The organism is Pseudomonas sp. XS1P51 (assembly GCF_054897845.1).
Genome location: NZ_CM142707.1, coordinates 2,738,240 through 2,763,025, shown reverse-complemented (window position 1 = coordinate 2,763,025; position 24,786 = coordinate 2,738,240). Strand labels below are relative to the sequence as shown.

Annotated in this window: 21 protein-coding genes; 6 read left to right on the top strand and 15 right to left on the bottom strand. The window is 60.4% G+C overall.

The genetic code is table 11. The features are described 5' to 3' along the window. The first annotated feature begins 89 nt into the window (after positions 1-89). Positions 90-743 carry a LexA family protein gene (locus tag ACYZUD_RS12825; protein WP_462024328.1) on the top strand — a complete coding sequence of 218 codons (654 nt, stop codon included), beginning with the start codon at positions 90-92 and terminating at the stop codon, positions 741-743. Positions 744-781: 38 nt separating this feature from the next. Here the strand turns inward: ACYZUD_RS12825 and ACYZUD_RS12820 are convergent, their stop codons facing one another. The 4 genes from ACYZUD_RS12820 to ACYZUD_RS12805 form a co-directional block, all read right to left on the bottom strand. Further along, entirely contained in the window at positions 782-2,731 is a 1,950-nt protein-coding gene (locus ACYZUD_RS12820; protein WP_462024327.1) for an acetyl/propionyl/methylcrotonyl-CoA carboxylase subunit alpha, read from the bottom strand. Further along, positions 2,731-3,546, bottom strand: coding sequence for a gamma-carboxygeranoyl-CoA hydratase (locus ACYZUD_RS12815; RefSeq protein ID WP_462024326.1), 816 nt, complete (start codon positions 3,544-3,546; stop codon positions 2,731-2,733). Before ACYZUD_RS12815 ends, ACYZUD_RS12820 begins: the two co-directional genes overlap by 1 nt. A 142-nt stretch (positions 3,547-3,688) precedes the next feature. After that, positions 3,689-5,296, bottom strand: coding sequence for a carboxyl transferase domain-containing protein (locus tag ACYZUD_RS12810; protein WP_462024325.1), 1,608 nt, complete (start codon positions 5,294-5,296; stop codon positions 3,689-3,691). A gap of 12 nt (positions 5,297-5,308) precedes the next feature. Continuing rightward, positions 5,309-6,472 (bottom strand): isovaleryl-CoA dehydrogenase, encoded by a 1,164-nt coding sequence (locus ACYZUD_RS12805; RefSeq protein ID WP_462024324.1) that lies wholly within the window; start codon positions 6,470-6,472, stop codon positions 5,309-5,311. 248 nt (positions 6,473-6,720) lie between these two features. On the opposite strand from ACYZUD_RS12805, the gene ACYZUD_RS12800 reads away from it, so the two are divergent. Next, positions 6,721-8,418 carry an AMP-binding protein gene (locus ACYZUD_RS12800; RefSeq protein WP_462024323.1) on the top strand — a complete coding sequence of 566 codons (1,698 nt, stop codon included), beginning with the start codon at positions 6,721-6,723 and terminating at the stop codon, positions 8,416-8,418. 118 nt (positions 8,419-8,536) lie between these two features. Here the strand turns inward: ACYZUD_RS12800 and ACYZUD_RS12795 are convergent, their stop codons facing one another. From ACYZUD_RS12795 to ACYZUD_RS12765, 7 genes are all read right to left on the bottom strand, one after another. After that, the gene (locus ACYZUD_RS12795) at positions 8,537-9,526 is read right to left on the bottom strand and encodes a zinc-dependent alcohol dehydrogenase family protein (protein ID WP_462024322.1); all 990 of its coding nucleotides are present in this window, start codon (positions 9,524-9,526) and stop codon (positions 8,537-8,539) included. Between the two features lie 20 nt (positions 9,527-9,546). Next, positions 9,547-10,299 carry an SDR family NAD(P)-dependent oxidoreductase gene (locus tag ACYZUD_RS12790; RefSeq protein WP_462024321.1) on the bottom strand — a complete coding sequence of 251 codons (753 nt, stop codon included), beginning with the start codon at positions 10,297-10,299 and terminating at the stop codon, positions 9,547-9,549. 111 nt (positions 10,300-10,410) lie between these two features. Then, complete coding sequence (locus ACYZUD_RS12785) at positions 10,411-11,313, bottom strand: LysR family transcriptional regulator (protein ID WP_462024320.1); 903 nt, start codon at positions 11,311-11,313, stop codon at positions 10,411-10,413. Positions 11,314-11,438: 125 nt separating this feature from the next. Further along, on the bottom strand, positions 11,439-12,770 hold the full coding sequence (locus ACYZUD_RS12780; protein WP_462020303.1) for an IS4 family transposase: 1,332 nt from the start codon (positions 12,768-12,770) through the stop codon (positions 11,439-11,441). Positions 12,771-13,391: 621 nt separating this feature from the next. Further along, complete coding sequence (locus ACYZUD_RS12775; protein ID WP_462024319.1) at positions 13,392-14,291, bottom strand: hydroxymethylglutaryl-CoA lyase; 900 nt, start codon at positions 14,289-14,291, stop codon at positions 13,392-13,394. A 147-nt stretch (positions 14,292-14,438) separates the two neighbouring features. Then, on the bottom strand, positions 14,439-14,840 hold the full coding sequence (locus tag ACYZUD_RS12770; protein ID WP_462024318.1) for a MerR family transcriptional regulator: 402 nt from the start codon (positions 14,838-14,840) through the stop codon (positions 14,439-14,441). 191 nt (positions 14,841-15,031) lie between these two features. Beyond that, positions 15,032-15,961, bottom strand: coding sequence for a LysR family transcriptional regulator (locus ACYZUD_RS12765; RefSeq protein WP_008148497.1), 930 nt, complete (start codon positions 15,959-15,961; stop codon positions 15,032-15,034). Between the two features lie 164 nt (positions 15,962-16,125). Between ACYZUD_RS12765 and ACYZUD_RS12760 the strand changes: the two genes are divergently transcribed. Next, complete coding sequence (locus ACYZUD_RS12760) at positions 16,126-17,355, top strand: acyl-CoA dehydrogenase (RefSeq protein ID WP_462024317.1); 1,230 nt, start codon at positions 16,126-16,128, stop codon at positions 17,353-17,355. Positions 17,356-17,497: 142 nt separating this feature from the next. Here the strand turns inward: ACYZUD_RS12760 and ACYZUD_RS12755 are convergent, their stop codons facing one another. After that, the gene (locus ACYZUD_RS12755) at positions 17,498-18,304 is read right to left on the bottom strand and encodes a TatD family hydrolase (protein WP_462024316.1); all 807 of its coding nucleotides are present in this window, start codon (positions 18,302-18,304) and stop codon (positions 17,498-17,500) included. A gap of 235 nt (positions 18,305-18,539) precedes the next feature. On the opposite strand from ACYZUD_RS12755, the gene ACYZUD_RS12750 reads away from it, so the two are divergent. The 3 genes from ACYZUD_RS12750 to ACYZUD_RS12740 all read left to right on the top strand — a co-directional run bounded on the left by ACYZUD_RS12750 (position 18,540) and on the right by ACYZUD_RS12740 (position 21,056). Continuing rightward, entirely contained in the window at positions 18,540-19,961 is a 1,422-nt protein-coding gene (locus tag ACYZUD_RS12750; protein WP_462024315.1) for an MltF family protein, read from the top strand. 103 nt (positions 19,962-20,064) lie between these two features. Beyond that, the gene (locus ACYZUD_RS12745) at positions 20,065-20,499 is read left to right on the top strand and encodes a DoxX family protein (RefSeq protein ID WP_095196537.1); all 435 of its coding nucleotides are present in this window, start codon (positions 20,065-20,067) and stop codon (positions 20,497-20,499) included. Between the two features lie 248 nt (positions 20,500-20,747). After that, positions 20,748-21,056 carry a class I SAM-dependent methyltransferase gene (locus ACYZUD_RS12740; protein ID WP_462024314.1) on the top strand — a complete coding sequence of 103 codons (309 nt, stop codon included), beginning with the start codon at positions 20,748-20,750 and terminating at the stop codon, positions 21,054-21,056. Positions 21,057-21,059: 3 nt separating this feature from the next. On the opposite strand, the gene greB is transcribed toward ACYZUD_RS12740, so the two are convergent. Genes greB through ACYZUD_RS12725 form a run of 3 tightly spaced genes read right to left on the bottom strand, consistent with a single transcriptional unit; the run spans position 21,060 to position 24,779 of the window. Then, complete coding sequence (greB, locus tag ACYZUD_RS12735) at positions 21,060-21,557, bottom strand: transcription elongation factor GreB (RefSeq protein WP_462024313.1); 498 nt, start codon at positions 21,555-21,557, stop codon at positions 21,060-21,062. A 34-nt stretch (positions 21,558-21,591) separates the two neighbouring features. Continuing rightward, positions 21,592-24,096, bottom strand: a complete 2,505-nt coding sequence (locus ACYZUD_RS12730; RefSeq protein ID WP_462024312.1) for an ABC transporter permease — start codon at positions 24,094-24,096, stop codon at positions 21,592-21,594. Then, positions 24,096-24,779 (bottom strand): ABC transporter ATP-binding protein, encoded by a 684-nt coding sequence (locus tag ACYZUD_RS12725; RefSeq protein WP_438658197.1) that lies wholly within the window; start codon positions 24,777-24,779, stop codon positions 24,096-24,098. Before ACYZUD_RS12725 ends, ACYZUD_RS12730 begins: the two co-directional genes overlap by 1 nt. Positions 24,780-24,786: the final 7 nt, after the last annotated feature.

Below are 24,786 nucleotides of genomic sequence, written 5' to 3'. Positions count from 1 at the left end.
AATCCTAGTACGAACTGTATTTGTGACTAGAATTTAAATACTACAATTTGTGTTTTGATGGCCGGAGTCCCCCACGTATCGTGCCGCACATGGATAAATGGATTGAATTGGTCAAGGCCAAGATGAGTGAACTCAAAGTCACTCAAGAGATACTCGCCGAGCGCCTCGGGATGTCCCAGGGTGGCATCGGTCACTGGCTGAATAAACGTCGTCAACCCGGCATTGATGACATGAACCGGGTATTGCGGGCGCTGGGCCTGGAGTTTCTCGAGGTGGCGCTGGTGATCAGGGAGCCGGACCCGGACGCTTCGGAGGACGATGGCCAGGACCTGGTGAAAAAGTACAACCCGTATTTCCGCTACCCGGTCAGTGACTGGCGAGAGCCCGCCGAGGTGCGTGACGGTGAGCCGGCGGTGTACGGCAAGGCGCGTTTCGAGCTGACCGATTACCACGCTCAAGGCGCGGCGTTCTGGTTGACGGTGGTGGGTGATGCGATGACCGCGCCCAGCGGCGTCAGCATCGCCGAGGGCATGTTGATCCTGGTGGACCCGGCGATTGTGCCGGAACCCGGAAAGATGGTGATCGCCCAATGGCCGGACAGTACCGAGGCGACCTTCCGCAAGCTGATCGAAGAGGGCGGGCAGCGTTACCTGGTCCCGCTCAATCCGACGTATCCGAAGGCCCTTTACACCGACGCATGCCGAATCATCGGCGTGGTGGTTCAGGCGACAGCCAGGTTCTAATCAGATCGGTCCTCGCAAGGCGTAGGACCGATCTCATTTCACGCTTCTTCCAACTCGACCAACGCACTGCCTTCGCTGACCATCTCGCCTTCCTGGCAATACAGCGCCTTGATCACCCCGGCGTGTGGCGCACGGATGCTGTGTTCCATCTTCATTGCTTCCAGTACCACCAGTTGCGCGCCGGCCTCGACCGTTTGTCCGGCCTCCACCAGTACCCGCACGATGCTGCCATTCATCGGCGCAGTCAGCCCGCCCTGATGGCTGTGACTGGCTTCGACAGCGCTGATCGGGTCGTAGGGCTCGATGCGGCGCAATTCACCTTCCCACTGCAGATACACAAAGTCGCCACGACGAATGGCCCGGTGCTGGTGACGCAAGCCGTTGTGCTCTGTGCACAGTTGCTCGCCCTTGAGATGCGCCGAGCAATGGTTACCCAGGGTCAGTGCCCGGTCTTGTCCCTCGCAACTCAAATGCAGAGTGATCTCTTTCGGCAGTCCAGCACGGAAACCATTACCAACGGCCCAAGGCGAACCCGGGTCATCGGCACGGGGCGTGCCCGGCTGGCTCTGGGCAAACGCCTGCGCAGCGGCCTGCCAGAATTCATCACTGAGGTCCGATGGTTCTGGCAGCAGTTGTTCCTGATAACGCGGAATGAACCCGGTATCCAGTTCGGCCGCGGCAAACGCCGGGTGGCCAATGATCCGGCGCAGGAAGTTGATATTGGTCTTGAGGCCGCCAATCACGAACTCATCGAGCATGCTCAACAACCGCAGGCGCGCCTGTTCACGATCCTCGCCCCAGGCAATCAGTTTGCCGAGCATCGGGTCGTAGAACGGCGAAATCTCGTCACCTTCTTCAACGCCGCTGTCCACCCGACGTCCCGGGCCTTCGGCGGATTCGCGATACAACTCCAGCCGCCCGGTGGCCGGCAGAAAATCATGGCTCGGGTCTTCGGCATACAGCCGCACTTCGATGGCATGGCCGATCAGCGGAACCTGCTCCTGGGTCATCGGCAGCGCTTCACCGCGTGCCACGCGAATCTGCCAGGCCACCAGATCGAGGCCGGTGATGGCTTCGGTGACCGGGTGCTCGACTTGCAGGCGCGTGTTCATCTCCATGAAGAAGAACTCGCCGCGCGCATCCAGCAAAAACTCTACGGTGCCGGCGCCGACATAACCGATAGCTTGCGCCGAACGCACGGCGGCCTCACCCATGGCGCGACGCAGTTCCGGGCTGAGGCCTGGCGCGGGCGCTTCTTCGACAACTTTCTGGTGCCGACGCTGAATCGAGCAATCACGTTCGTTGAGGTACAGGCAGTTGCCATGCTGATCGGCGAAGACCTGGATTTCCACGTGACGCGGTTTGAGCAGGTACTTCTCTACCAGCATCCGCGAATCGCCAAACGACGATTGCGCTTCACGCTGGGCCGAGGCCAGGGCTTCGGCCAGTTGGCTGACGTCCTCGACCACTTTCATGCCTTTGCCACCACCACCGGCAGTCGCCTTGAGCAGCACCGGATAGCCGATGCGTTCGCAGGCATCGCGGAAGGTGTCAAGGTCCTGAGCCTCGCCGTGATAGCCCGGCACCAGCGGCACGCCGGCGGTCTCCATCAAGGCTTTGGCGGCGGATTTGCTGCCCATGGCGTCGATGGCCGAGGCGGGCGGGCCGAGGAAGATCAGGCCTGCCGCTTCGATTGCGCGGGCGAACCCGGCGTTCTCGGACAGAAAGCCATAACCCGGATGGATGGCCTGCGCGCCGCTGACCTTGGCGGCGGCGATCAGTTTGTCGATTTGCAGGTAACTGTCAGCGGCTTTGCTGCCGCCGAGGTCGACGCGGATATCCGCTTCGCGGCTGTGCCGGGCTTCGCGGTCGGTGGCGCTGTGCACGGCGACGGTGGTCAGGCCCAGAGCCTTGGCGGTGCGCATCACCCGACAAGCGATTTCGCCGCGGTTGGCCACCAGCAGGGTGGTGAGAACAGGTGCGCTCATCAACGCGGCTCCTTGGTGGTGGTTGCGGCTTGCCAGCTCGGCGGACGCTTTTGCAGAAAGGCCCGCAGACCTTCCTGGCCTTCGGGACTGACGCGAATTCGTGCGATGGCGTTTTCGGTGTAGCGCCGCAGCGCCGGGGTCAGCGCGCCGTTGCCGACTTCACGCAGCAAGTCCTTGCTGACGCGCATGGCCGCCGGGCTGTTGAGCAGCAGGTTGTCGATCCACTGTTCGACTTTTTGTTCCAGCTCAGCGACTGGATAACTTTCCGACAACAAGCCGATTTCCCGAGCCCGTTGCCCGCCGAAACGCTCGGCGGTCAGCGCATAGCGCCGTGCCGCGCGCTCGCCAATGGCTTGCACCACGAACGGGCTGATCACCGCCGGCGCCAGGCCGATGCGTACTTCCGACAGGCAGAACTGCGCGTCATCAGCGCCGATGGCCATGTCGCAGCAACTGATCAGGCCCAGCGCGCCGCCATAAGCCGCGCCTTGCACCACCGCCAGGGTCGGGATTTTCAACTTGGCGAGGTTGTGCATCAACTCCGCCAGTTCCCGGGCGTCGTCGAGGTTGGTTTGGTAATCGAGTTCCGCCGATTGCTGCATCCAGGCCAGATCGGCGCCGGCGCTGAAATGCTTGCCGCGTCCACGCACCAGCAGAAACCGCAGGCTGGCATCGCCCGAAACTTTGTCGAGGGCGAGGATCAGTTCGCGGATCATCTCGGCGTTGAAGGCGTTGTTCTTTTCTTCACGGCTGAGCCACAGGGTCGCGAAACCACGCGGGTCGGTCAGCAGTTCGAGGGTGTTGAAGTCGCTCATATTCTTCCGTCTCCACGGCACTTGTAGGCGTGAGCTTGCTCCGGGCGGCGTTCCGACGATGGACGTTAACGATTACGCGTGTTTTCTGAATAAACGCGCCGCCCTTTAGTCCATCGCGAGCAAGCTCGCTCCTACATCAGGATCACATCCGGAACACGCCGAAGCGGCTCGGTTCGATTGGCGCGTTCAACGACGCCGACAAGGCCAGGGCCAGTACATCGCGGGTCTGCGCCGGGTCGATGACGCCGTCGTCCCACAGCCGTGCGCTGGAGTAGTAGGGGTGACCCTGTTCTTCATACTGATCGAGAATCGGTTGCTTGATCTCGGCTTCCTGCTCGGCGCTGAAACCCTGGCCACTGCGCTCGGCCTGCTCACGCTTGACCTGCACCAGCACACCGGCGGCCTGTTCGGCGCCCATCACGCCGATCCGTGCATTCGGCCACATCCACAGGAAGCGTGGGTCGTAAGCCCGCCCGCACATGCCGTAGTTACCTGCGCCGAAACTGCCGCCGATGATCACGGTGAATTTCGGCACCTTGGCGCACGCCACGGCGGTCACCAGTTTCGCGCCGTGCTTGGCGATGCCGCCGGCCTCGTACTTTTGACCGACCATGAAGCCGGTGATGTTTTGCAGGAACAACAAGGGGATGCCGCGCTGACAGGCCAGCTCGATAAAGTGCGCGCCTTTCTGCGCCGCTTCGGCGAAGAGGATCCCGTTGTTGGCGAGGATCGCGATCGGATAACCGTGCAGGTAGGCAAAGCCGCATACTAGCGTAGTCCCGAACAGCGCCTTGAATTCGTCGAACACCGAACCGTCCACCAGCCGTGCGATGACTTCGCGCACGTCGAACGGCTGCTTGGCGTCCGCCGACACCACGCCGTACAACTCGTCGCTGCTGTACAGCGGGGCTATCGGTGTGCGTTGCTGCACTTCGCCGAGCTTGCGCCAGTTGAGGTTGGCAATGCTGCGGCGCGCAATGGCCAAGGCGTGTTCGTCGCTCTCGGCGTAGTGATCGGCGACCCCGGAAATCTTGCAGTGCACATCGGCCCCGCCGAGGTCTTCGGCGCTGACCACTTCACCGGTCGCCGCTTTCACCAGCGGCGGGCCGGCGAGGAAAATCGTCGCTTGCTCGCGCACCATGATTGCTTCGTCGGCCATGGCCGGCACGTAAGCGCCACCGGCCGTGCAGGAACCCATAACCACGGCGATCTGCGGAATGCCCATGGCGCTCATGTTGGCCTGGTTGAAGAAGATCCGCCCGAAGTGTTCGCGATCGGGGAACACTTCATCCTGACGCGGCAGGTTGGCGCCGCCGGAGTCCACCAGATAGATGCACGGCAAGCGATTCTGCTGGGCGATGGTCTGGGCGCGCAGGTGTTTTTTCACGGTCAGCGGGTAATACGAGCCACCTTTCACCGTGGCATCGTTGGCGACGATCATGCATTCGACGCCTTCCACACGGCCGATCCCGGCAATCACGCCAGCGGCCGGAACGTCTTCGCCGTAGACCCCGTAAGCCGCCAGTTGGCTGATCTCAAGAAACGGCGAGCCCGGATCGAGCAGACGATTGATCCGCTCACGGGGCAGCAATTTGCCCCGCGAGGTGTGGCGTTCTTGAGCCTTCGGGCCGCCACCTTGCTGCACTTGTGCGAGCAGGGTGTGCAGGGCGTCGACCTGTTTGAGCATCGCCGCGCTGTTGGCCGCGAACTCCGCCGAACGGGGGTTGAGCTGGGTATGCAGGATAGCCATGGACAGCTCCGTTTAGCGGGTTTCGTTGAACAGTTCGCGACCGATCAGCATGCGACGGATCTCACTGGTGCCGGCACCGATTTCGTACAGCTTGGCGTCGCGCAACAGACGACCGGCCGGGAATTCGTTGATGTAGCCGTTACCGCCGAGAATCTGGATCGCGTCGAGGGCCATTTGCGTGGCGCGTTCGGCGCTGTAGAGGATCACGCCAGCGGCATCCTTGCGGGTGGTTTCGCCGCGCTCGCAGGCCTGGGCCACTGCATAGAGGTAGGCGCGGCTGGCGTTGAGTTGGGTGTACATGTCGGCGACCTTGCCCTGGATCAGCTGGAATTCGCCGATGCTCTGGCCGAACTGCTTGCGGTCGTGGATGTACGGAACGATCAGGTCCATGCACGCCTGCATGATCCCGGTCGGGCCGCCGGACAGGACGACACGTTCATAGTCGAGGCCGCTCATCAGCACTTTCACGCCGCCGTTGAGCACGCCGAGGATGTTTTCTTCCGGTACTTCCACGTCATCGAAGAACAGCTCGCAGGTGTTGGAACCGCGCATGCCGAGCTTGTCGAACTTGTTGCTGCGGCTGAAGCCTTTGGAATCACGTTCAACGATGAACGCGGTGATGCCGTGCGGGCCTTTTTCCAGGTCAGTCTTGGCGTAGATCACGTAGGTGTTGGCGTCGGGACCGTTGGTGATCCAGGTCTTGCTGCCGTTGAGGACGTAGTGGTCGCCGCGTTTGTCGGCGCGCAGTTTCATCGACACCACGTCGGAACCGGCATTCGGTTCGCTCATGGCCAGGGCGCCGACGTGCTCGCCGCTGATCAGTTTTGGCAGGTATTTGATTTTCTGTTCGTGATTGCCGTTGCGGTTGATCTGGTTGACGCAAAGGTTGGAGTGCGCGCCGTAGGACAAAGCAACCGAAGCCGAACCACGGCTGATTTCTTCCATCACTACAACGTGGGCCAGGTAACCCAGGCCGGCGCCGCCGTACTCTTCCGGAACGGTAACGCCCAGCAGGCCCATGTCGCCGAATTTGCGCCACAGGTCGGCGGGGAACAGGTTGTCGATGTCGATTTGAGCAGCGCGAGGCGCGATCTCTTTGGCGACGAAGGACTGAACCTGATCGCGCAGCATGTCGATGGTTTCACCGAGGGCAAAGTTCAGGGATGGGTAGCTCATGGGTCACCTTTTGGCTTTTTTGTAGGGTGGGGAGGGCAGTGATATGGCTCTCACCTTTACGTTAACGTAAGCCTGTGACGAATGGCTGTCAATCACCCTTTACGTTAACGTCAACTTGGGTGATTCTGTAGGGGCCGAGCTTGCTCGCGATGGACGTTAACGATGACGGGTGCTGCCGGGATGAACGCAGCGCTCTTACGTCCTTCGCGAGCAAGCTCGCTCCTACAATAAAGACAATAGGGGTCGTCATGGATCAACCCAGTGCAAGCCCGCAGCGCAGCTATACCCGTGGTTCCCAGGACAAAGCCTTGCTGGCGATGACCATCGGCCAGGCGTTCGACAACACGGCCGCGCAATACCTGGCCGGAGAGGCGCTGGTCGTGCGTCATCAGCAGTTGCGCTACACATGGCAGCAACTCGCCGACGCGGTAGATCTGCACGCCAGAGCATTATTGGCGTTGGGCTTGCAGGCCGGTGACCGTCTGGGCATCTGGGCACCGAACTGCGCCCAGTGGTGCATCAGCCAGTTCGCCAGCGCGAAAATCGGTGTGATTCTGGTCAACATCAACCCGGCGTATCGCAGTTCCGAACTCGAATACGTGTTGAAACAGTCGGGTTGCCAATGGCTGGTGTGTGCCGGCGCGTTCAAGACCTCCGACTATCACGGGATGCTGCAAGGCCTGGTGCCTGAATTGGCGGAGCAATCCATCGGAAAAATGCAAAGCGAACGTCTGCCGGAACTACGCGGGGTTATCAGCCTTGATGCGCAGCCGCCATCAGGTTTCCTGCCGTGGTCGCAACTGGCCGATCTGGCGGGTGGCGTGTCGGTCGAGCAGTTGCGCGAACGTCAGGACAGCCTGCATTTCGACCAGGCGGTGAACATCCAGTACACCTCCGGCACCACCGGTTTCCCCAAGGGCGCGACCCTCAGCCATTACAACATTCTCAACAACGGTTACATGGTCGGCGAAAGCCTCGGCCTGACCGCCGGTGATCGGCTGGTGATCCCGGTGCCGCTCTATCACTGCTTCGGCATGGTCATGGGCAACCTCGGCTGCATCACCCACGGCAGCACCATGATTTACCCCAACGATGCGTTCGACCCGTTGCTGACCTTGACCACCGTCGCCGAAGAAAAGGCCACCGCGCTTTACGGCGTACCGACGATGTTTATTGCCATGCTCGATCAGCCCAAACGCGCCGAGTTCGATCTGTCGAGCCTGCGCACCGGGATCATGGCCGGCGCCACCTGTCCGATCGAGGTGATGCGCCGGGTCATCAGTGAAATGCACATGAGTGAAGTGCAGATTGCCTACGGCATGACGGAAACAAGTCCCGTGTCTTTGCAGACCGGTCCTTCAGACGAGCTGGAGCTGCGCGTCACCACCGTCGGTCGCACCCAGCCGCAACTGGAAAGCAAAATCATCGACGAGGCGGGCAACCTCGTGCCGCGCGGCACCATTGGCGAACTGTGCACCCGCGGTTACAGCGTGATGCTCGGTTACTGGAACAACCCGCAAGGTACGGCGGAGGCCATCGATCAGGCCGGCTGGATGCACACCGGTGACCTGGCGAGCATGAACGACGAAGGCTACGTGTGCATTGCCGGGCGCAACAAGGACATGATCATCCGTGGCGGTGAGAATATTTACCCGCGGGAGCTGGAAGAATTTTTCTTCACGCACCCGGCGGTGGCGGATGTGCAAGTGATCGGGATTCCGTGTTCGCGCTATGGCGAAGAGATTGTCGCGTGGATCAAGTTTCACCCCGGCCACAGCGCCACCGAGCAAGAGCTGCAAGCCTGGTGCAAGGAGCGCATCGCGCACTTCAAGACGCCGCGTCACTTCAAGTTCGTCGAGGAGTTTCCGATGACGGTGACCGGCAAGATCCAGAAGTTCCGGATGCGCGAGATCAGTATCGAGGAGCTGCGCGAGAACAAAGGCTAAACATGATCCACTGTGGGAGCGAGCCTGCTCGCGAATAGCGTTGGGTCAGTCGAGATCACTGTTGAATGTACTGACCTTTTCGCGGGCAGGCTCGCTCCCACAGGTTCCGATTCGGGACTTACAAGGTGACGACAATTTTGCCGATCTGCTGATTGGACTCCATGAAACGGTGGGCAACGGCGATGTCCTCGAACGGAAACACCTGCCCGATCACCGGCCGTAATTTACCGTCGTTGAGTCCGTCAAGGATGAAACGTTTGGCTCTCCCCAGGCGGGTCGGGTCCTGGGTGATTTCGAACAGTTCGTAACCACGCAACGTCAGGTGTTTGCCGAGAATGTCCATGATCGGCACCGACAGGTCGCGAGTATCCAGGGCGCCGTACTGAAAGAAGAGGCCTTGCATGCTCAACGCGCCGAGGATGTTGCGCACCTCGGGACCGCCCACCGGGTCGAAGGCGATGCGTGCGCCCTGGCCGCGCGTGAGGCTCATCACCTCGGCCACCAGATCGTCTTCCTCTGTCGAAATCACATGGGCGGCACCGGCGGCCAACAGGGCTTGGCGCTTTTCCCGGGTGCGGGTCAGGGCGACCGGGATCGCCCCCAGCAGGTTGGCGATCTGAATGGCGGCCAGGCCGACACTGCTTGAAGCGGCGCGAATCAGCACGGTCTCGCCAGCCTTCAAGTCGCCGAACTCCACGAGCGCACCGTAAGCGGTGACGAACATCATCCACGTGGCCGCCGCTTCCTCGAAAGACAGCTGTTGCGGATGCTTGACCACCGCGTGCACGGGCGCATTGACCACTTCGCCGTACATCCCGTAGTCGCTGAACGAGAAGGCCGGAATCACACTCACGGCGTCCCCGACGGCAAGACCTTCGACACCTTCGCCGAGTGCTCGAACCAGGCCGGCGGCCTCATAGCCAAGGATGGCCGGGAACCTGGGCTCAAAGGTGTACTGGCCAGAGCGGTACATGACCTCGGCGCGGTTGATACCCAGTGCCTTGACGGCGATCTGCACTTCGCCGGGGCCGGGCGCGGCGATCTCAATGTCCTCGATGCGTAGTACTTCTGCACCACCGGTTGAGTGAAAGCGGACGACACGTGTCATGGATATTTCCTTGAATCCGGTCAGAACGAATACCCGCGCATGCCGCCGTCGATCGTCATGACGGTCCCGGTGATGTATCGCGCGAGGGGGGAGGCGAGGAAGGTCACGGCATGCGCCACGTCGCTCGGCTCGCCGAAGTCCCCCAGGGCGATGTTGCGTTCGGCAAACTCGCGTCGGGCGTCGCCGGGGTAGAGGCGACGAATTTGCGCGGTATCGATCAGGCCGGGTTGCACGCAATTGACGGTGACGCCGTACTGACCCAACTGCTCGGAAAGGCCTTTGGACCAGGCCACCAGACCGGCCTTGGCGACGATGGCGGCGTTCACCACCTCGGGCTCCAGGTTGCCGCTGATATTGATAATGGTGCCGCTTTTGCGCTCGATGAACTGCGCCAGCAACTGTTGAGTCAGCTGACGGTGGCGGTCGAAGTTCAGCGTCATGCCCTCGATCCACTGGCTTTCGGGAGCATCGATGGCCATCGGGCGGCTGCCGCCGGCGCAGTTGATCAGGATGTCGACATGCTTGAGGCGCTCCAGTGCGGCGGTGGCAATCCGCTGGGGCGCGTCAGGTGCGACAAAGTCCTGGATGAAGATCAGAGGCACGAGATTGCCCTCGGCCCATACCTCTTCGACCAGGCTTTGCAGCAGGTCGCCGCTACGCGCTACGCCGAGTACCTGGACGCCTTCGGCGGCGAGGGTTTTGCAGATGGCGCGGCCCAGTCCCATGCTGGCGCCGGTGACCAGGGCGGTTTTGCCGTTGAGTTTCAGGTCCATTGTTCGATTGTCCTGGTGTGTATACCGATGGAAAGGGAACGATAGGCGGCTGGATTGGAAAGAAAAATAGCTGTCCGGTGTATTCATTGTTATTGAAAAGATAACAATGAGTCAGGCAAGACCCTTGTGCTTGAGCAGCTCGGTCAGCCAATCGATGAACACCCGGACTTTGGGTGCCAGATAGCGCTTGTTGGGGTACAGCACCGAAATCGGTTTTGGCAGCGCCTGCAACTCAGGCAGTATCGGCACCAGCTCACCGCTGTCCACGTAGGGTTGCAAGGACAGCTGCAAGCCGTGCAACAGTCCCAGTCCCGCCAGGCCGCAGGCGAGAAAAGCGTCCGAGTCGTTGACCTGAATGCCGCTTTTGAGGCGGATGGCAACCGTTTCTCCATCGATGCAAAACTGCCAGTCCATGATTTTTCGATGGGGCCCGGAAAAGTAGTTCACGGCCAGGTGCTGGTTCAGGTCCGACAGCTGTGTCGGTGTGCCTTGCCGCGCAAGATAAGCCGGGGCCGCACACGTCAGCATGGGCACGGCGCCGATTCGCCTGGCAATGGTGCTGGAATCGGATAATCCGCCCAGGCGAACCACGCAGTCGATACCATCGTTGATCATGTCGACCGGCTGATCACCACAACCCACCACCAGTTCGATGTCCGGGTAACGCTCACGAAAATCCGGAAAGGCCGGGATGATGACCTCCTTGGCCAGTGTCACCGGCAAGTCCAGGCGCAGTTTGCCCCGGGGGCTGTCGGCGCCAAGGGAAAATGTGGCGAGGGTAGAGACGACGTCACCGAGAATTTTCGAGCACTGTTCGTAGAACCGCTCGCCTTCAGCGGTCATGCTGATTTTGCGGGTGGTGCGGTTCAGCAGGCGAACTTCGAGGGTCTTTTCCAGCTGTTGAATGGCTTTGGTAATGGCCGGGCGATGCAGTTGCAGGGCGTCGGCAGCGTTTTTGAAACTGCCGGTATCGACCACTTGGGTAAAGATCTGCATGGCCTGGAACATGTCCATATGCGTTAGTACTCCTGCAAAAAAACAGAGAGTAACGGCAAATCGAGGACAACAGGAATGTGGATCAGGTAAGGCGGGGGGAAATACCGGAAAGCACAAAGGGGAGCCGAAGCTCCTAATGCCAGTCAGTTAAGCTGACTGGCATTTTTATTTTTGATCGGATACTTCGGGGATTTAAGCCTGATGGCCCGGGGATAAACGCGCTCCTCCCGTCGATGAGGCAGGACGTAATGCGTGGCTGAAGCATGCAGCTCGGCCAGGTATTTGGGGATGTTCCCGGAGCGATCAGCCGAGACGCTGTTGATAAAACCGAGGATCGCCCAGGTGCACGCGGTAAAGCTCATTTCGCATGGGTAAATACCGGGACAATGGCGGCTCATTTCCACCATCTGATAGCGCAACAAGTTGTAGCCCAACAACACGCCCCACAACTCTTGTTCGATCATCTCGGGCGTTTTGCTGCGCAGCGTATAACTGCTGTTGAGCAGCGTCTGTTTCATCTCCCGAAACCCTAATTCGATCTCCCAGCGCTGGCTGTACAGATCGACGATTTCGTCGGACGGGAAGCGCAGCGGGTCGGCCATCGACGTCAGGATCTGACACACCTTGCCCTTGACGGTTTTACTCAGCAGTCGCGCGCTCAGGCGCTCCGGTAGCCCCGGCCATTGCTTGCGGGCCTGCGGCGAAGTGCTTAACGAGACCACCGCATCCTGACGCCCCAAACGCTGAATAACTTCGTACTGCGCACCTTTACGCAGTGGCATCAGCCAATGGCGCTCGGTGCCTGCTTGCTGCCACTGGTGCAGCAAACCCAGGGAATAAAAGCCGCGGTCGAACAGCGTCAACGAGTGATCGGGCGTGGTTTCGATCAGTTGTTCCGCCAGTTTCATTTCGTTGCTGCGATAGCCGTCAAACGCACAGCCGATCAGCAAATGGCTGGTCAACTCCATTTGGCAGACCATGCGCACCTGAGGAAAACCAGTGTCGCCATGCTGGTTGCTGGCGGAGTCGTAGCGCGCCCGGTTTTCCGGTGTATCGGGCGTTCGCCAGACGACGCCGTCGACGCCCAGCAAGCGCAAACCGGCCCAAGTCGGATGACCGGCCGCCTCATGCCAACTTTTCTGAGTCAGATCGAAGACCTGTCGTACAGCTTCGCTGCCCAATCGCTGACGGGCTTGGACTACGGCGCTGGGTGCCACCAACGGACGTTGGCCCGGCAGCATGATGTTCATGCGGCTGACCACATCCCAGGCTGACATGCGCCGAAAAAACGCCATGGAAATCACGCACCAGAGCATCATTTCCAACGGCAGGCGCCGCTTGCGCAGGGTCGCGACGCCTGCCTGTTCAAGGGCTTGCTCAACCAAAGAAGGGTCGAGTAAGGAATCCAATCCCTCAATGGAGTTGGGGGTGGACGCGATGTTGTGGGTCAGTTCCAGTGCCCGAGCGAGACGCATAAAAAAATCCGATGCCAGTACAGGCATCGGATTTTGATTTCTTGCGGCCAAAGGTCAAGCGGGAGGGCTTAACTGATCGGCATTAGCCGAAGCTCCCCTTTAATTTTGTCGTTACGTGCTCTTTTTTTATTATTGAGGGGCGGTCTGTTGTTGTTTTTGGAAACCGTGACCCTTTACCGCTGTTTTTGTCGATCCCCATCCGGGATCAAGAGCAAACGTATTTTTTTGAGCGCTGATCTACTTTTTCGCCAAGCGATCCAACCAGTTCGGGAGCTACCTGAAGGTAGTTTTATTGTTCTCTGCCCGGTTGCGGGTTACTCCGAAAAGCACCCTGAAAAGCACACCTTCTCCAAAAAAATCTGTTAGCTGCGTCTCTGCCGTGTTGTTTTTGTTATGTCAGAGTCGTTACGTCTTATTTTTATTAGGTTTGCTGCTTTTTTTGTTCTTGTTATGCCATAGAGATAGCAGAAGCCGTGCCAACTTTTAAAAGTCCTTTAAAATCAGTAGTTTGGTTTTTTGTGGGATTTTTCGTTCAGCCAAAATCCGACAATTTGTTTCCGTGTTACTCGCTTGCGCCCACGTTTCAGAACATTGCGGTAACACCCGGACACACCCGCGTACTCACTGTGCGCTGCGAGCCTTGGCCACGCGCGAACCGGTTGGTCGGCCCAGCACAGTGCAAATTTGCTGGCCGGCCAGAATCAAGGCGTCCAGGTCGATGCCGGTGTCGATACCCAGGCCGTTGAGCAGGTAAACCACGTCTTCGGTGGCGATGTTACCGCTGGCGCCCTTGGCGTAAGGGCAACCGCCGAGGCCGGCGATGGAGCTGTCGAACACCGCAATACCTTCGAGCAGGCTGGCGTAGATGTTGGCCATGGCCTGGCCATAAGTGTCGTGGAAGTGTCCGGCCAGTTTTTCCCGCGGTACGTCGGCCGACACTACTTCAAACATCTTGCGGGTCGCGCCAGCGGTGCCGGTACCGATAGTGTCACCCAGCGAGACTTCGTAACAGCCCATGGCATAGAGCTCGCGGGCGACCCGGGCGACCTGCTCCGGCGCGACGTTACCTTCATAGGGACAGCCCAGCACACAGGACACGTAACCGCGCACGCTCACGCCGTGTTGTTTGGCCGCGTCCATGATCGGCAGGAAGCGCTCCAGGCTTTCGCTGATCGAGCAATTGATGTTGCGCTGGGAAAACGCTTCGGACGCCGCCGCGAACACTGCGACTTCCTTGACCCCGGCGGCAATCGCATCTTCAAACCCGCGCAGGTTGGGGGCGAGTGCGCCATAGGTCACGCCCGGCTTGCGCTGGATCTGCGCGAAGACGTCGGCGGAACCGGCCATTTGCGGGACCCATTTGGGCGAGACGAAACTGCCGACTTCTATATAGCCCAGGCCTGCGGCGGTCAGCGCGTCGACCAATTGCACCTTGTCCGCGACGCTGATGGGTTGGGCTTCATTTTGCAGACCGTCGCGGGGGCCGACTTCGACCAGGCGTACGTGGGCGGGGAGGGACATGGGAATCGACCTGTGCTGGTTGTATAAATGCTCAGAAAACCCTGTAGGAGCGAGCCTGCTCGCGATGGCGGTAACACATTCAACAATGATGTCGACTGGTCCGGCGTTATTGCGAGCAGGCTCGCTCCCACAGTGGATTGCGTTTGATTACTGGATGACTTCCTGGCTCTTGATCGTCTGCTCCAGCGCCTGGGTGCAGCGTTCCTGCGCGGTATCCAGCTCCAGTTTCATCTGTTCGATGTCGAGCATCTGCTGCTCCAGTTGTTCGCGACGCTCGGCGATCTTGGTCAGCATGGTTTGCAGCTGTTTCTGATTGCCGCCGGTGGGGTCGTAGAGTTCGATCAGCTCGCGGCATTCGGCCAGGGAGAAGCCAATGCGCTTGCCCCGCAGGATCAGCTTCAGGCTGACCTTGTCACGGGGCGAATAGATGCGCTCCTGACCGCGCCGCTCGGGACTGAGCAGGCCTTGTTCTTCATAGAAGCGAATGGCCCGCGTGGTGATGTCGAGCTCGCGGGCGAGGTCGGAAATGCTATAGGTCTGGCTGCTCATGGAAGCGCTCGAATAAGGTCATGGCGCTAAGCTAATGGCAGGTTGACGTTTACGTCAAGGGGCAGGGATCTTCAGTGTTCTTGTGGGCCTCATCGCGAGCAGGCTCGCTCCCACAGTAGATCTTCAGTGAACACACTATCTGTGTATTGCAGAGATCCCTGCTCGCGATGAAGGCGCCTCGGTTCCAGGTCCTACACTTTATCGAGCTTCTTCTCATGCGCCGTCACTTGCTGGCACAACTCGATCATCTGCTCACGCATCCAGCGGTTGGCCGGGTCCTGGTCGGTGCTTTCGTGCCAATAGAGGTGGGTTTCCACCGGCGGCACATCGTTGACCGGCAAATTTACCGAGTACAAATCATGGCGGCGGGCGAAGCGTTCCGGCACGGTCATGACCATGTCGGTCTGTTGTAGCACCTGGGATGCCATCAGGTAATGCTGGGAGCGCAGGGCGATCTTGCGCTGGATGCCCATCTTGCCCAGGGCCAGGTCGACATGGCCCAGCCCGCTGCGACGGCTGGAAATATGAATGTGGGTCAGGGACAGATAGTCATCGAGGGTGAATTTTTCCTTGCCTGCCAACGGATGGCCCTTGCGCATGGCACACACGTAACGGTCTTCCATCAACTTGACGTGACGCACTTGCGGGTCGGTGTTGAGCGGCGCATCGACGGCGAAGTCGAGGCGACCGGCTGCCAGTTCCTTGGTGGTCTCGCGGCGCTTGGACAGGAAGCTTTCGATGATCACCGTCGGCGCCAGGCGTCGCAGGCGCTGGAACAGCGGTGGCAGGATCACCGCTTCGGTGAGGTCCGTCATGCTGATGCGGTAAGTCTTGACTGCCTGCAACGGGTTGAAGATACGGCTTTCCTGCACAGACACCCGTAGCAGGGAGAGGGCGTTACGCACCGGACCGATGATGTTCTGGGCCATGGGTGTCGGCACCATGCCCTGGGCGGTGCGCACGAACAACGGGTCGTTGAAGGTCTCGCGCAGGCGGGCCAGAGCGTTCGAGACCGCCGGTTGAGTAATGCCGACAATCTGCCCGGCACGGGTCAGGTTGGCTTCGGTGTAGATCGCGTCGAAGACGATGAAAAGGTTGAGGTCGACCTTGCTCAGATTCATTGCGCTGCACTCTTATTGTTGGGTCTCAATCACCCGATCATATATCGGTGATGAATGTTAATACACGCCGAGAATAGGCTAGGTAAATTTTCGTAGCTGTTCTAGCATCGATTGCATGACCTGAACAACTCCTCTCAACCCCTGCTAAAAAGGTAGAGCTGCCCATGGATTTCGCTTATTCGCCCAAGGTGCAAGAACTGCGTGAGCGCGTGACCGCGTTCATGGACACCTACGTTTATCCCGCCGAAGCCGTGTTCGAGCGCCAGGTGGCCGAAGGTGATCGCTGGCAGCCGACTGCAATCATGGAGGAGCTCAAACTCAAGGCCAAGGCTGAAGGCCTGTGGAATTTGTTTCTGCCTGAGTCCGAACTCGGTGCCGGCCTGACCAACCTCGAATATGCGCCGCTGGCAGAAATCATGGGCCGTTCTCTGCTGGGCCCCGAGCCGTTCAACTGCTCGGCGCCAGACACCGGCAACATGGAAGTGCTGGTGCGTTATGCCAACGAAGAACAGAAGCAACGCTGGCTCGAACCGTTGCTGTGCGGCGAAATCCGCTCGGCGTTCGCCATGACCGAGCCTGACGTGGCTTCCTCCGACGCCACCAACATGGCCGCCCGCGCCGTGCGTGATGGTGACGAATGGGTGATCAACGGCAAGAAATGGTGGACCTCGGGTGCCTGCGATCCACGTTGCAAGATTTTGATCTTCATGGGCCTGAGCAATCCCGATGCGCCGCGCCATGCGCAGCACTCGATGATTCTGGTGCCGGTGGATGCTCCGGGTGTGAAGATCGTCCGTCCGCTGCCGGTGTTCGGTTACGACGACGCCCCACACGGCCACGCCGAAGTGCTGTTCGAAAACGTCCGGGTGCCGTACGAAAACGTCCTGTTGGGTGAAGGACGCGGCTTCGAAATCGCTCAGGGTCGCCTTGGCCCTGGACGCATTCACCACTGCATGCGTTCGATCGGCATGGCTGAGCGTGCGCTGGAACTGATGTGCAAACGCTCGGTCAGCCGTACCGCGTTCGGCAAGCCGTTGGCACGTCTGGGCGGCAACATCGACAAGATCGCCGACTCGCGGATGGAAATCGACATGGCGCGCCTGCTGACATTGAAAGCGGCGTACATGATGGACACCGTCGGCAACAAAGTGGCCAAGAGCGAGATCGCGCAGATCAAGGTTGTCGCGCCGAACGTGGCCTTGCGGGTCATCGACCGGGCGATCCAGATCCATGGCGGGGCAGGGGTTTCCAACGATTTTCCGCTGGCCTACATGTATGCGATGCAACGCACCCTGCGCCTGGCCGATGGCCCGGACGAAGTGCATCGCGCGGCGATCGGCAAGTTCGAGATCGGCAAGTACGTGCCTAAAGAAATGATGCGCAGCAGTCACTAAGACCAGGTAGGAGCGAGCTTGCTCGCGATGGACACCAAAGCACCGCGTTTTTCCAGCAAACACGCGTTACCGTTGGCGACCATCGCGAGCAAGCTCGCTCCTACATTGAGTTTTTCAAACACCTATTAACGCTAACGATGCCTCAGTCGACCACTGGCAGCCCGTAAAAGGCCCGCGCACACGCGGTGCTGTGAGCCGCCAGGTCTTCCTCGCTTTCCCCCCGATGCAACGCCACTTCCCGCAACACTTCAGTCAGGTACGCGGGTTCGTTGCGGCCATTTTTCGGTTTGGGGCGCAAACTGCGCGGCAGCAAATACGGCGCATCACTCTCCAGCATCAACCGTCCGCGTTTAATCTCTTTCACCAACGGGTGCAGATGCGTGCCCCGGCGCTCGTCACAAATCCAGCCGGTGATGCCGATGTGCAAATCCAGGTCGAGGTAGCTGAACAGCGCTTTCTTTTCCCCGGTGAAGCAATGCACGACAGCCGCCGGCAGCTGATCGCGGTAGTCGCGGAGGATTTCCAGCAAGCGCTGACTGGCGTCGCGCTCGTGGAGGAACACCGGCAATTGCAGGTCGACCGCCATCGCCAAGTGTTCTTCGAGGACCTTTTCCTGCTGTGGCCGCGGCGAGAAATCGCGATTGAAATCCAGCCCGCATTCACCCACCGCCACCACGTTTGGCTCTTTGAGCAAACTGCGCAGGCGCTGGGCGCTGTCGGCATTCCAATCGCTGGCCGAGTGGGGGTGGATGCCGGCGGTGGCGAACAGCCGTTGCGCGGTTTCATCCAGTTGGTGGCACAGCTCCAGCGCCTGTTCGCTGCCGTCGACACTGGTGCCGGTGAGCACCAATTGGCAGACGCCGGCGGCATAGGCGCGGTCGAGTACAGCCTGGTGTTTGTCGGCAAAACTGGGGTTGGTCAGGTTGACGCCGATATCGATGAGTTGCATGGTGCTACCTCGGACCAAAGGCCGGAAAGCATATCAGAGCTGTAGATTTATAAGAAAAGCCAAGAACTACAACGAGTTAAAGCTGTCTCTTGATGCCGCGAGACAGGTCGGGTTGGCTAATGAGCCATCACTGTGCCAGTCTTTCGCACTTTGCCAGCGCTCAAGGCGCTCTGTTTCTGTCGTTCGATTTCATGAAAATGCCTGAGATCGGCCCAGTATTCTTTCCGGAGAGTGGATGACACGTCCCTCGATTTTGTTACTGCTGTGTTGTTCGTTGCTGCTGCCGATGCCGGCGGTTGCGCGTCTGGCCGGGCCACTGCAAGCCGTGCCGGCAGCCAAGGTGCGCGATCTGGCGGAAATCCGCAGCAGCCGCGTGCTGAGGGTGTTGGTCAATCAGAGCCGCAACAGCTCGGGCGAAGTCCAGGGCCAGGCCATCGGCGTCGAATACCATCGCTTGCGTGCCTTCGAGCAATACCTCAACGGTCACGCCCGTGACGGTCAGGACATCACCCTCAAGATCATTCCCAAGGCCAAGGATCAACTGCTCGGCGCGTTGCAGCGCGGGGAGGGTGATCTGGTTGCGCCGGGGGAATTGCTCGATCTGCAACCGGGCTACGCCGTCAGTACCAGCGAACCGATTTCCAGCAACGTGCCGTTGTTGCTGGTCGGGATCAAAGGCGAGAAGCGCTACACGCGCCTCGAACAACTCTCTGGAAAAACCCTTGCGCTGCCCACCGGCAGTGCCGCCGGGGACGCGATCAGTCAGCTCAATCAAAAACTCGCCCTGCACAAACTGGCACCGGTGAAGATCGAGTGGGTCGATCCCAGCCTTGCGGTTGAGGATGTGCTGGAGATGGTTCAGGGCGGAATCTTTCACCTGACCATCGTCGAGCAACCGATCGCCGAGCGCTGGGGCAAGATCCTGCCCAAGTTGCGTTTCGATCGGCAGGTGCTCATCAGTGAACCGGGCGAGGAGTTCTGGTTTGTGCGCCGCGACGCTTCGATGCTGCGGGCGAGTATCGATCGATTCCTGGTCGGTTACAAAAAACCGTCGGATCAGGATGCCGCGTTCCTGCGGATCTATCGACGCCTGTATCAAGTCCACTATCCATTGGCCAAGGCTGATCGACAGCGCCTGGAAAAACTTCGACCGGTGCTGCAAAAACACGCCGATGCCCAAGGCATGGACTGGCTGAATCTGGCGGCACTGGCGTTCAAGGAATCCGCCCTGCAACCCAACGCCCGCAGCGGCAGCGGCCCGACCGGCCTGATGCAGATCACTCCGTCCGCGGCGCAGCGGGTGGGGGTCAACAATATTCAGAATCTCGACGCCAATGTGCAGGCCGGGGCCAAGTACCTGGCGATGATCCGTCGCAAGTTCTTCGCCAGCCCCAAACTCAATGAGCGCGAGCGCATGGCGTTCGTACTGGCGGCCTACAACATGGGGCCGGAACGGGTGCAGGGCATGCGTGCCGAGGCGCGTCGGCGCGGCTTGAATCCCAATCAGTGGTTCTTCCAGGTCGAGCGTATCGCCATGGAGCAGGTGGGAATGGGTGCCGTCAGCTATGTTAATAGCGTGAACAAGTATTACCTGGCGTTCGATCGGGAGCGGGAGTCGTTGGAGCCTCAAGGACAGAAAGTTGCCACACGGAAATGATCGAATAAACTGATTGTTAAGTTGCAATATTTGCGCTTTTAACATGAGATTTACTGATTAATATAGCGGCCAACCAACACACACTCACAATGGATGACACAGCATGAGCACACTGATCAACAAGGTACTGTTTACCCGCGCTGGCTACGGCTTGACTGTTTTGCGGATCTTCGTCGGCATCATCTTCGCTGCCCACGGTGCGCAGAAACTTTTCGGAGCGTTCGGTGGTTACGGTCTGGCCGGCACCGCGCAGTACATGGAGAGCATCGGTCTGGCTCCTGGCTACCTGATGGCGACGCTGGCGGGCGGTACCGAATTCTTCGGCGGTCTGGCCCTGATCATCGGTCTGCTGGCTCGGCCGGCGGCGCTTGGGCTGACGTTCCTCTCGCTGGTCGCTATTTTCAGCGTGCATATCAGCAACGGCCTGTTCATGGCCAACAACGGTTATGAATTCGCCCTGGCCCTGCTCGGTGGCAGCATCGCGGTGTTGATCGAAGGCGCCGGCAAGCTGTCGGCAGACCGTGCCATCGCTGGCTGACCGCTCTGGCTCAACGAAAAGGCTCGCATTGCGCGAGCCTTTTTTGTTGTGCGTCATTCTTGACACTGTCCGGTCAGCTTCTCTAGGATGTTGCCCATGCGCCGATTTAAACAGCTACTTGCGGGGCGCCAGGCGACTCACCCAGTTGCCGATAGAAGCCTGAAACAGGCTTCGAAATACCGCTAAAGCGCTGGTTCGGTGTTGCCTCTCACCTGCCATGCAGACTTTTGAGGCAGAGACACGACACGATGAATGCACTAAGCCCCGTTATACGCCCCGCGCCGATCACGGCACATCTCACCCAGCGCAATCCAAAAATCCTGCTTGGCGGCAAACATCAGCCAACGCTCCTGCGTTACCTCGATGGCTGGCCACGTCGCACCGGTGGGCCCGCCGCCTTCCTGATCCAGTTTGTCGAAGATGGTGAATCCCTGGCCCGATTTGCCAGCGACAGTTTTGATCTGGCGGTGATTCAATCGCCCGGTATCGAAGACGCCCCCGAAATGATCAAGCAGCTGACCCGCGTTGCCCGGCAGGGGCTGATTACCCGCCGCTGAGGCTCAGAGATAGTCGATCGTCACGATGTACACGCACTGCTCACCGGTCGGAGTCTGGACCCGGACTTCGGCGTCCAGCGCCTTGCCGATCAAGGCCCGCGCCAGCGGTGAGTCGATGCTGATCAGGCCCAGTTTCAAGTCCAGTTCATCCGGACCGACGATGCGGTAGCGCGACGCCTTGCCGTCTTCGTCTTCAATCGTCACCCAGGCACCAAAGTAGACTTTGTTCGGATCGCTGGGCTTTTCGCTGACGACTTTGAGCGCTTCCAGTCGTTTGGTCAGAAAGCGCACGCGGCTGTCGATCTCGCGCAGCATCTTCTTGCCATAGGTGTACTCGGCGTTTTCCGAGCGATCGCCTTGTGCCGCGGCCTCGCTGACCGACTGTGTCACCTGCGGACGGCGCACATGCCAGAGCTCATGGAACTCGGCCCGCATCCGCGCTTCACCTTCGGGGGTGATCAGCGCGGTGCCGGCGGTGCGGGGAGGGCGATAACGGCTCATGACAACTTCTTGTGGTTGGGAAGGTTCGAGTCTATCAACCCTCGCGCAAGACTGTCAGGGGGCTGGCGTTCAGCGCGCGGCGAGTACCGAACACGCCGGCCCCGCCGATCAGCACGGCGCCGATCAGCGGCAACACCAACAGCCACGGATGCGGGTGCCAGGGCAGGTCGAACGCGTACCGGTAAAGCACCAGGCTCACCAGTTCCGAGCCCAGCGCCGCCAGCAACCCGCTGACCGCGCCAAGCAGGCCGAACTCGATCCGCCTGGCCTTGACCAGCAACTGCCGTTCGGCCCCCAGCGCGCGCAACAAGGCGCCTTGGCGAATGCGTTCATCCAGCGTTGCTTGCAGGCCGGAGAACAGCACCGCCATCCCCGCCGCCAACACGAACAACAGCACGTATTCCACCGCCAGGGTGACCTGAGCGAGGATGCTGCGCAGCTGCTCCAGCAAGGCTTCGACCTGCAGAATGGTCACCGCCGGGAATGACCGGGACAGGTCGACAATCTGTTGGTCGTGACCCGCCGCCAGATAGAAGCTGGTCAAGTAGGTCGCCGGTAAATCCTTCAGGGTGCCGGGCTGGAAGATCATGAAGAAGTTCGGCTGGAAGTTGTCCCAGTTGATGTCTCGCAGGCTGGTGACTTTCGCTTCGCGATTCATCCCGCCGACGGTAAAGACCATGTGGTCGCCCAGCTTGAGTTTCAGGCTCTCGGCCACTTTGCCTTCTACCGAGACACCAGGAATTTCATCCGGTGGCTGTTCTGGCCACCAGTTGCCTGAGGTGAGCTTGTTACCCGCCGGCAGGTCCGCCGCCCAAGTCAGGCTGAGGTCGCGCTGGATTGCCCGATCACCGGCCGAATCCTTGCTGACGATTTCCTGCACCGGTTCGCCGTTGATGCTGATCAGTCGCCCCGGCACCACCGGGTAGAGCGGCGCTGATTGCGCCGACAGTTCGATCAGGCGATCGGTGAACGCCTGTTTGTCCGCCGGCAGAATATTCAGCGCGAAATAGTTCGGCGCGTTTTTGGGGAGCTGGTTCTGCCAGGTGTCCAGCAACTCACCGCGCAACAACGCGATCAGCGCCATGGACAACAGAATCAAACCGAAGGCGAGGGATTGCCCGGCGGCGGCCAATGGATGGCGCAGCAGTTGACCCAGCCCGAGGCGCCACGGCAAGGAGGCACGCGCCAGCATCCGGCGCAGGCTTTTCAGCAGCAGCAACAGCAGGCCACCGAGCACCAGCGCGGCAATCACGCCACCGCCGAGCAAGGCGAAGGTCAGTACCAGGTCCAGGCTCAGGCGCCACATGATCAGGCCGAGGGCGCCCAAGGCTGCGCCGTAGACCATCCAGGTGCTGGAAGGAATCGGCAGCATGTCCCGGCGCAATACCCGCAATGGCGGAACGCGACCGAGGGCAGCCAGTGGTGGCAAGGCAAAACCGGCCAGCGCCACCAGCCCGGTGCCGATCCCGGCGAGGGCCGGAAACAGTCCGCCCGGTGGAACATCGGTCGGCAACAAATCATGCAACAGTGCGAACAGACCGAGCTGCGCCACCCAGCCGATGAAGGCGCCGCTGATACTGGCGAGCAGCCCAAGCACCGTCAGTTGCAAACTGAACAGCACCATGGTTTCCCGACGTGACAACCCCAGGCAGCGCAGCAACGCGCTGGCATCGAACCGGCGGGTGGCGAAGCGCGTCGCCGACAGCGCCACCGCCACACCGGCCAATAGAACCGCCACCAGACTGGCCATGTTCAAGTAACGTTCGGCCTTGCCCAGTGCGCCGCCGATCTGCCGGTTGCCGTCGCGGGCATCCTGTATTCGCTGGTTGGCGGCCAGGCCGGGTTTGATCAGTTGACGATAGGTTTCCAGCGCCTCGGCATTGCCGCGCCAGAGTTCGCGGTAGCTGACCCGGCTGCCGGGTTGCACCACGCCGGTGGCCGCGAGGTCGTTGAGGTTGATCAGCACTCGCGGCGTCAGGCTGTAGAAATTGCCGGCCCGGTCGGGTTCGTAGGTCAGGACCCGGGCCAGTTTCAGGGTCCGCATGCCGACATCGATGTTGTCGCCGATCTTCAAATCCAGCGCGGTCAGCAGTCGCGCTTCGACCCAGGCCTCACCGGGTTTCGGCCCGCCACCGGGTTCTTCCGGGGCGAACGGGGCGGGAGCGCTTTTCAGCTCGCCGCGCAGTGGGTAGACGTCATCCGCGGCTTTGATACTGGACAGTTGGATGCCGTTGTCCGTGGCAATGACGCTGGAAAACTCCACCACCTGAGCGTGTTCAAGGCCCAGCTCCGTGCCGCTTTTGATCTGTTCGGGGCGCGCCGGTGAACTGCCTTCGAGCAGCAGGTCTGCGCCGAGAAACTCGGTGGCGCGCAGCATCATGGCGCCGTTCAGGCGGGCACCGAAGTAACCGATGGCGGTACTCGACGCCACGGCCACCAGCAAGGCGAAGAACAATACCCGCAACTCACCGGCGCGGGCGTCGCGCAGCAATTGGCGGATGGCAAGGCTGAACAGGCGCAACAGCGGCAGGCGTGCCATCAAGGCTCCAGAGGGGCGACCAGCAGGCCGGCTTCAAGGCGGATCAGGCGCCGGCAGCGATGTGCCAGGCGTTCGTCGTGGGTTACCAGCACCAGGGTCGTGCCGCTTTCCTGGTTGAGTTCGAACAGCAAGTCGCTGATGCGCTCGCCGGTGTGGCTGTCGAGGTTGCCGGTGGGTTCGTCGGCGAACAGCACGTCGGGTTCTGCGGCAAACGCACGGGCAATCGCCACGCGCTGCTGCTCGCCGCCGGAGAGCTGGCGGGGCGAGTGGGTCAGGCGTTGGCCCAGGCCGACCCGTTGCAGCAGTTCGGTGGCGCGTTCGCGGGCGTCTTTGCGGCCATCGAGTTCCAGCGGCAGCATGACGTTTTCCAGGGCGTTGAGGCTGTCGAGCAGTTGAAAGGATTGGAAAACAAAACCCACATGCTCGGCCCGGATGCGCGCCCGTTGATCTTCGTCGAGCGTGCTCAGGCCCTGACCGGCGAGGGTGACTTCGCCGCTGCTCGGCAAGTCGAGGCCGGCGAGCAGGCCGAGGAGGGTGGATTTGCCGGAACCGGAGGCGCCGACGATGGCCAGGCTGTCGCCCTTGTTCAGTTCCAGGCTAAGTTCGTGCAGGATAGTCAGTTCACCTTCCGCGCTGGGAACCACTTTGCTGAGGTTCTTCGCGGTGAGAATGCTTGCGCCCATGGAGAAT

Excerpts from the sequence above, each read along its gene's own strand:
- ACYZUD_RS12815 (WP_462024326.1), bottom strand. The coding sequence starts at position 3,546 with ATGAGCGACTTCAACACCCTCGAACTGCTGACCGACCCGCGTGGTTTC.
- ACYZUD_RS12825 (WP_462024328.1), top strand. The coding sequence starts at position 90 with ATGGATAAATGGATTGAATTGGTCAAGGCCAAGATGAGTGAACTCAAA.
- ACYZUD_RS12725 (WP_438658197.1), bottom strand. The coding sequence starts at position 24,779 with ATGGGCGCAAGCATTCTCACCGCGAAGAACCTCAGCAAAGTGGTTCCC.
- ACYZUD_RS12785 (WP_462024320.1), bottom strand. The coding sequence starts at position 11,313 with ATGGACATGTTCCAGGCCATGCAGATCTTTACCCAAGTGGTCGATACC.
- ACYZUD_RS12810 (WP_462024325.1), bottom strand. The coding sequence starts at position 5,296 with ATGGCTATCCTGCATACCCAGCTCAACCCCCGTTCGGCGGAGTTCGCG.
- ACYZUD_RS12780 (WP_462020303.1), bottom strand. The coding sequence starts at position 12,770 with ATGCGTCTCGCTCGGGCACTGGAACTGACCCACAACATCGCGTCCACC.
- ACYZUD_RS12755 (WP_462024316.1), bottom strand. The coding sequence starts at position 18,304 with ATGCAACTCATCGATATCGGCGTCAACCTGACCAACCCCAGTTTTGCC.
- ACYZUD_RS12805 (WP_462024324.1), bottom strand. The coding sequence starts at position 6,472 with ATGAGCTACCCATCCCTGAACTTTGCCCTCGGTGAAACCATCGACATG.
- ACYZUD_RS12775 (WP_462024319.1), bottom strand. The coding sequence starts at position 14,291 with ATGTCCCTCCCCGCCCACGTACGCCTGGTCGAAGTCGGCCCCCGCGAC.
- ACYZUD_RS12790 (WP_462024321.1), bottom strand. The coding sequence starts at position 10,299 with ATGGACCTGAAACTCAACGGCAAAACCGCCCTGGTCACCGGCGCCAGC.
- ACYZUD_RS12770 (WP_462024318.1), bottom strand. The coding sequence starts at position 14,840 with ATGAGCAGCCAGACCTATAGCATTTCCGACCTCGCCCGCGAGCTCGAC.
- ACYZUD_RS12820 (WP_462024327.1), bottom strand. The coding sequence starts at position 2,731 with ATGAGCGCACCTGTTCTCACCACCCTGCTGGTGGCCAACCGCGGCGAA.
- ACYZUD_RS12765 (WP_008148497.1), bottom strand. The coding sequence starts at position 15,961 with ATGAATCTGAGCAAGGTCGACCTCAACCTTTTCATCGTCTTCGACGCG.
- ACYZUD_RS12760 (WP_462024317.1), top strand. The coding sequence starts at position 16,126 with ATGGATTTCGCTTATTCGCCCAAGGTGCAAGAACTGCGTGAGCGCGTG.
- ACYZUD_RS12750 (WP_462024315.1), top strand. The coding sequence starts at position 18,540 with ATGACACGTCCCTCGATTTTGTTACTGCTGTGTTGTTCGTTGCTGCTG.
- greB (WP_462024313.1), bottom strand. The coding sequence starts at position 21,557 with ATGAGCCGTTATCGCCCTCCCCGCACCGCCGGCACCGCGCTGATCACC.
- ACYZUD_RS12745 (WP_095196537.1), top strand. The coding sequence starts at position 20,065 with ATGAGCACACTGATCAACAAGGTACTGTTTACCCGCGCTGGCTACGGC.
- ACYZUD_RS12795 (WP_462024322.1), bottom strand. The coding sequence starts at position 9,526 with ATGACACGTGTCGTCCGCTTTCACTCAACCGGTGGTGCAGAAGTACTA.
- ACYZUD_RS12800 (WP_462024323.1), top strand. The coding sequence starts at position 6,721 with ATGGATCAACCCAGTGCAAGCCCGCAGCGCAGCTATACCCGTGGTTCC.
- ACYZUD_RS12740 (WP_462024314.1), top strand. The coding sequence starts at position 20,748 with ATGAATGCACTAAGCCCCGTTATACGCCCCGCGCCGATCACGGCACAT.
- ACYZUD_RS12730 (WP_462024312.1), bottom strand. The coding sequence starts at position 24,096 with ATGGCACGCCTGCCGCTGTTGCGCCTGTTCAGCCTTGCCATCCGCCAA.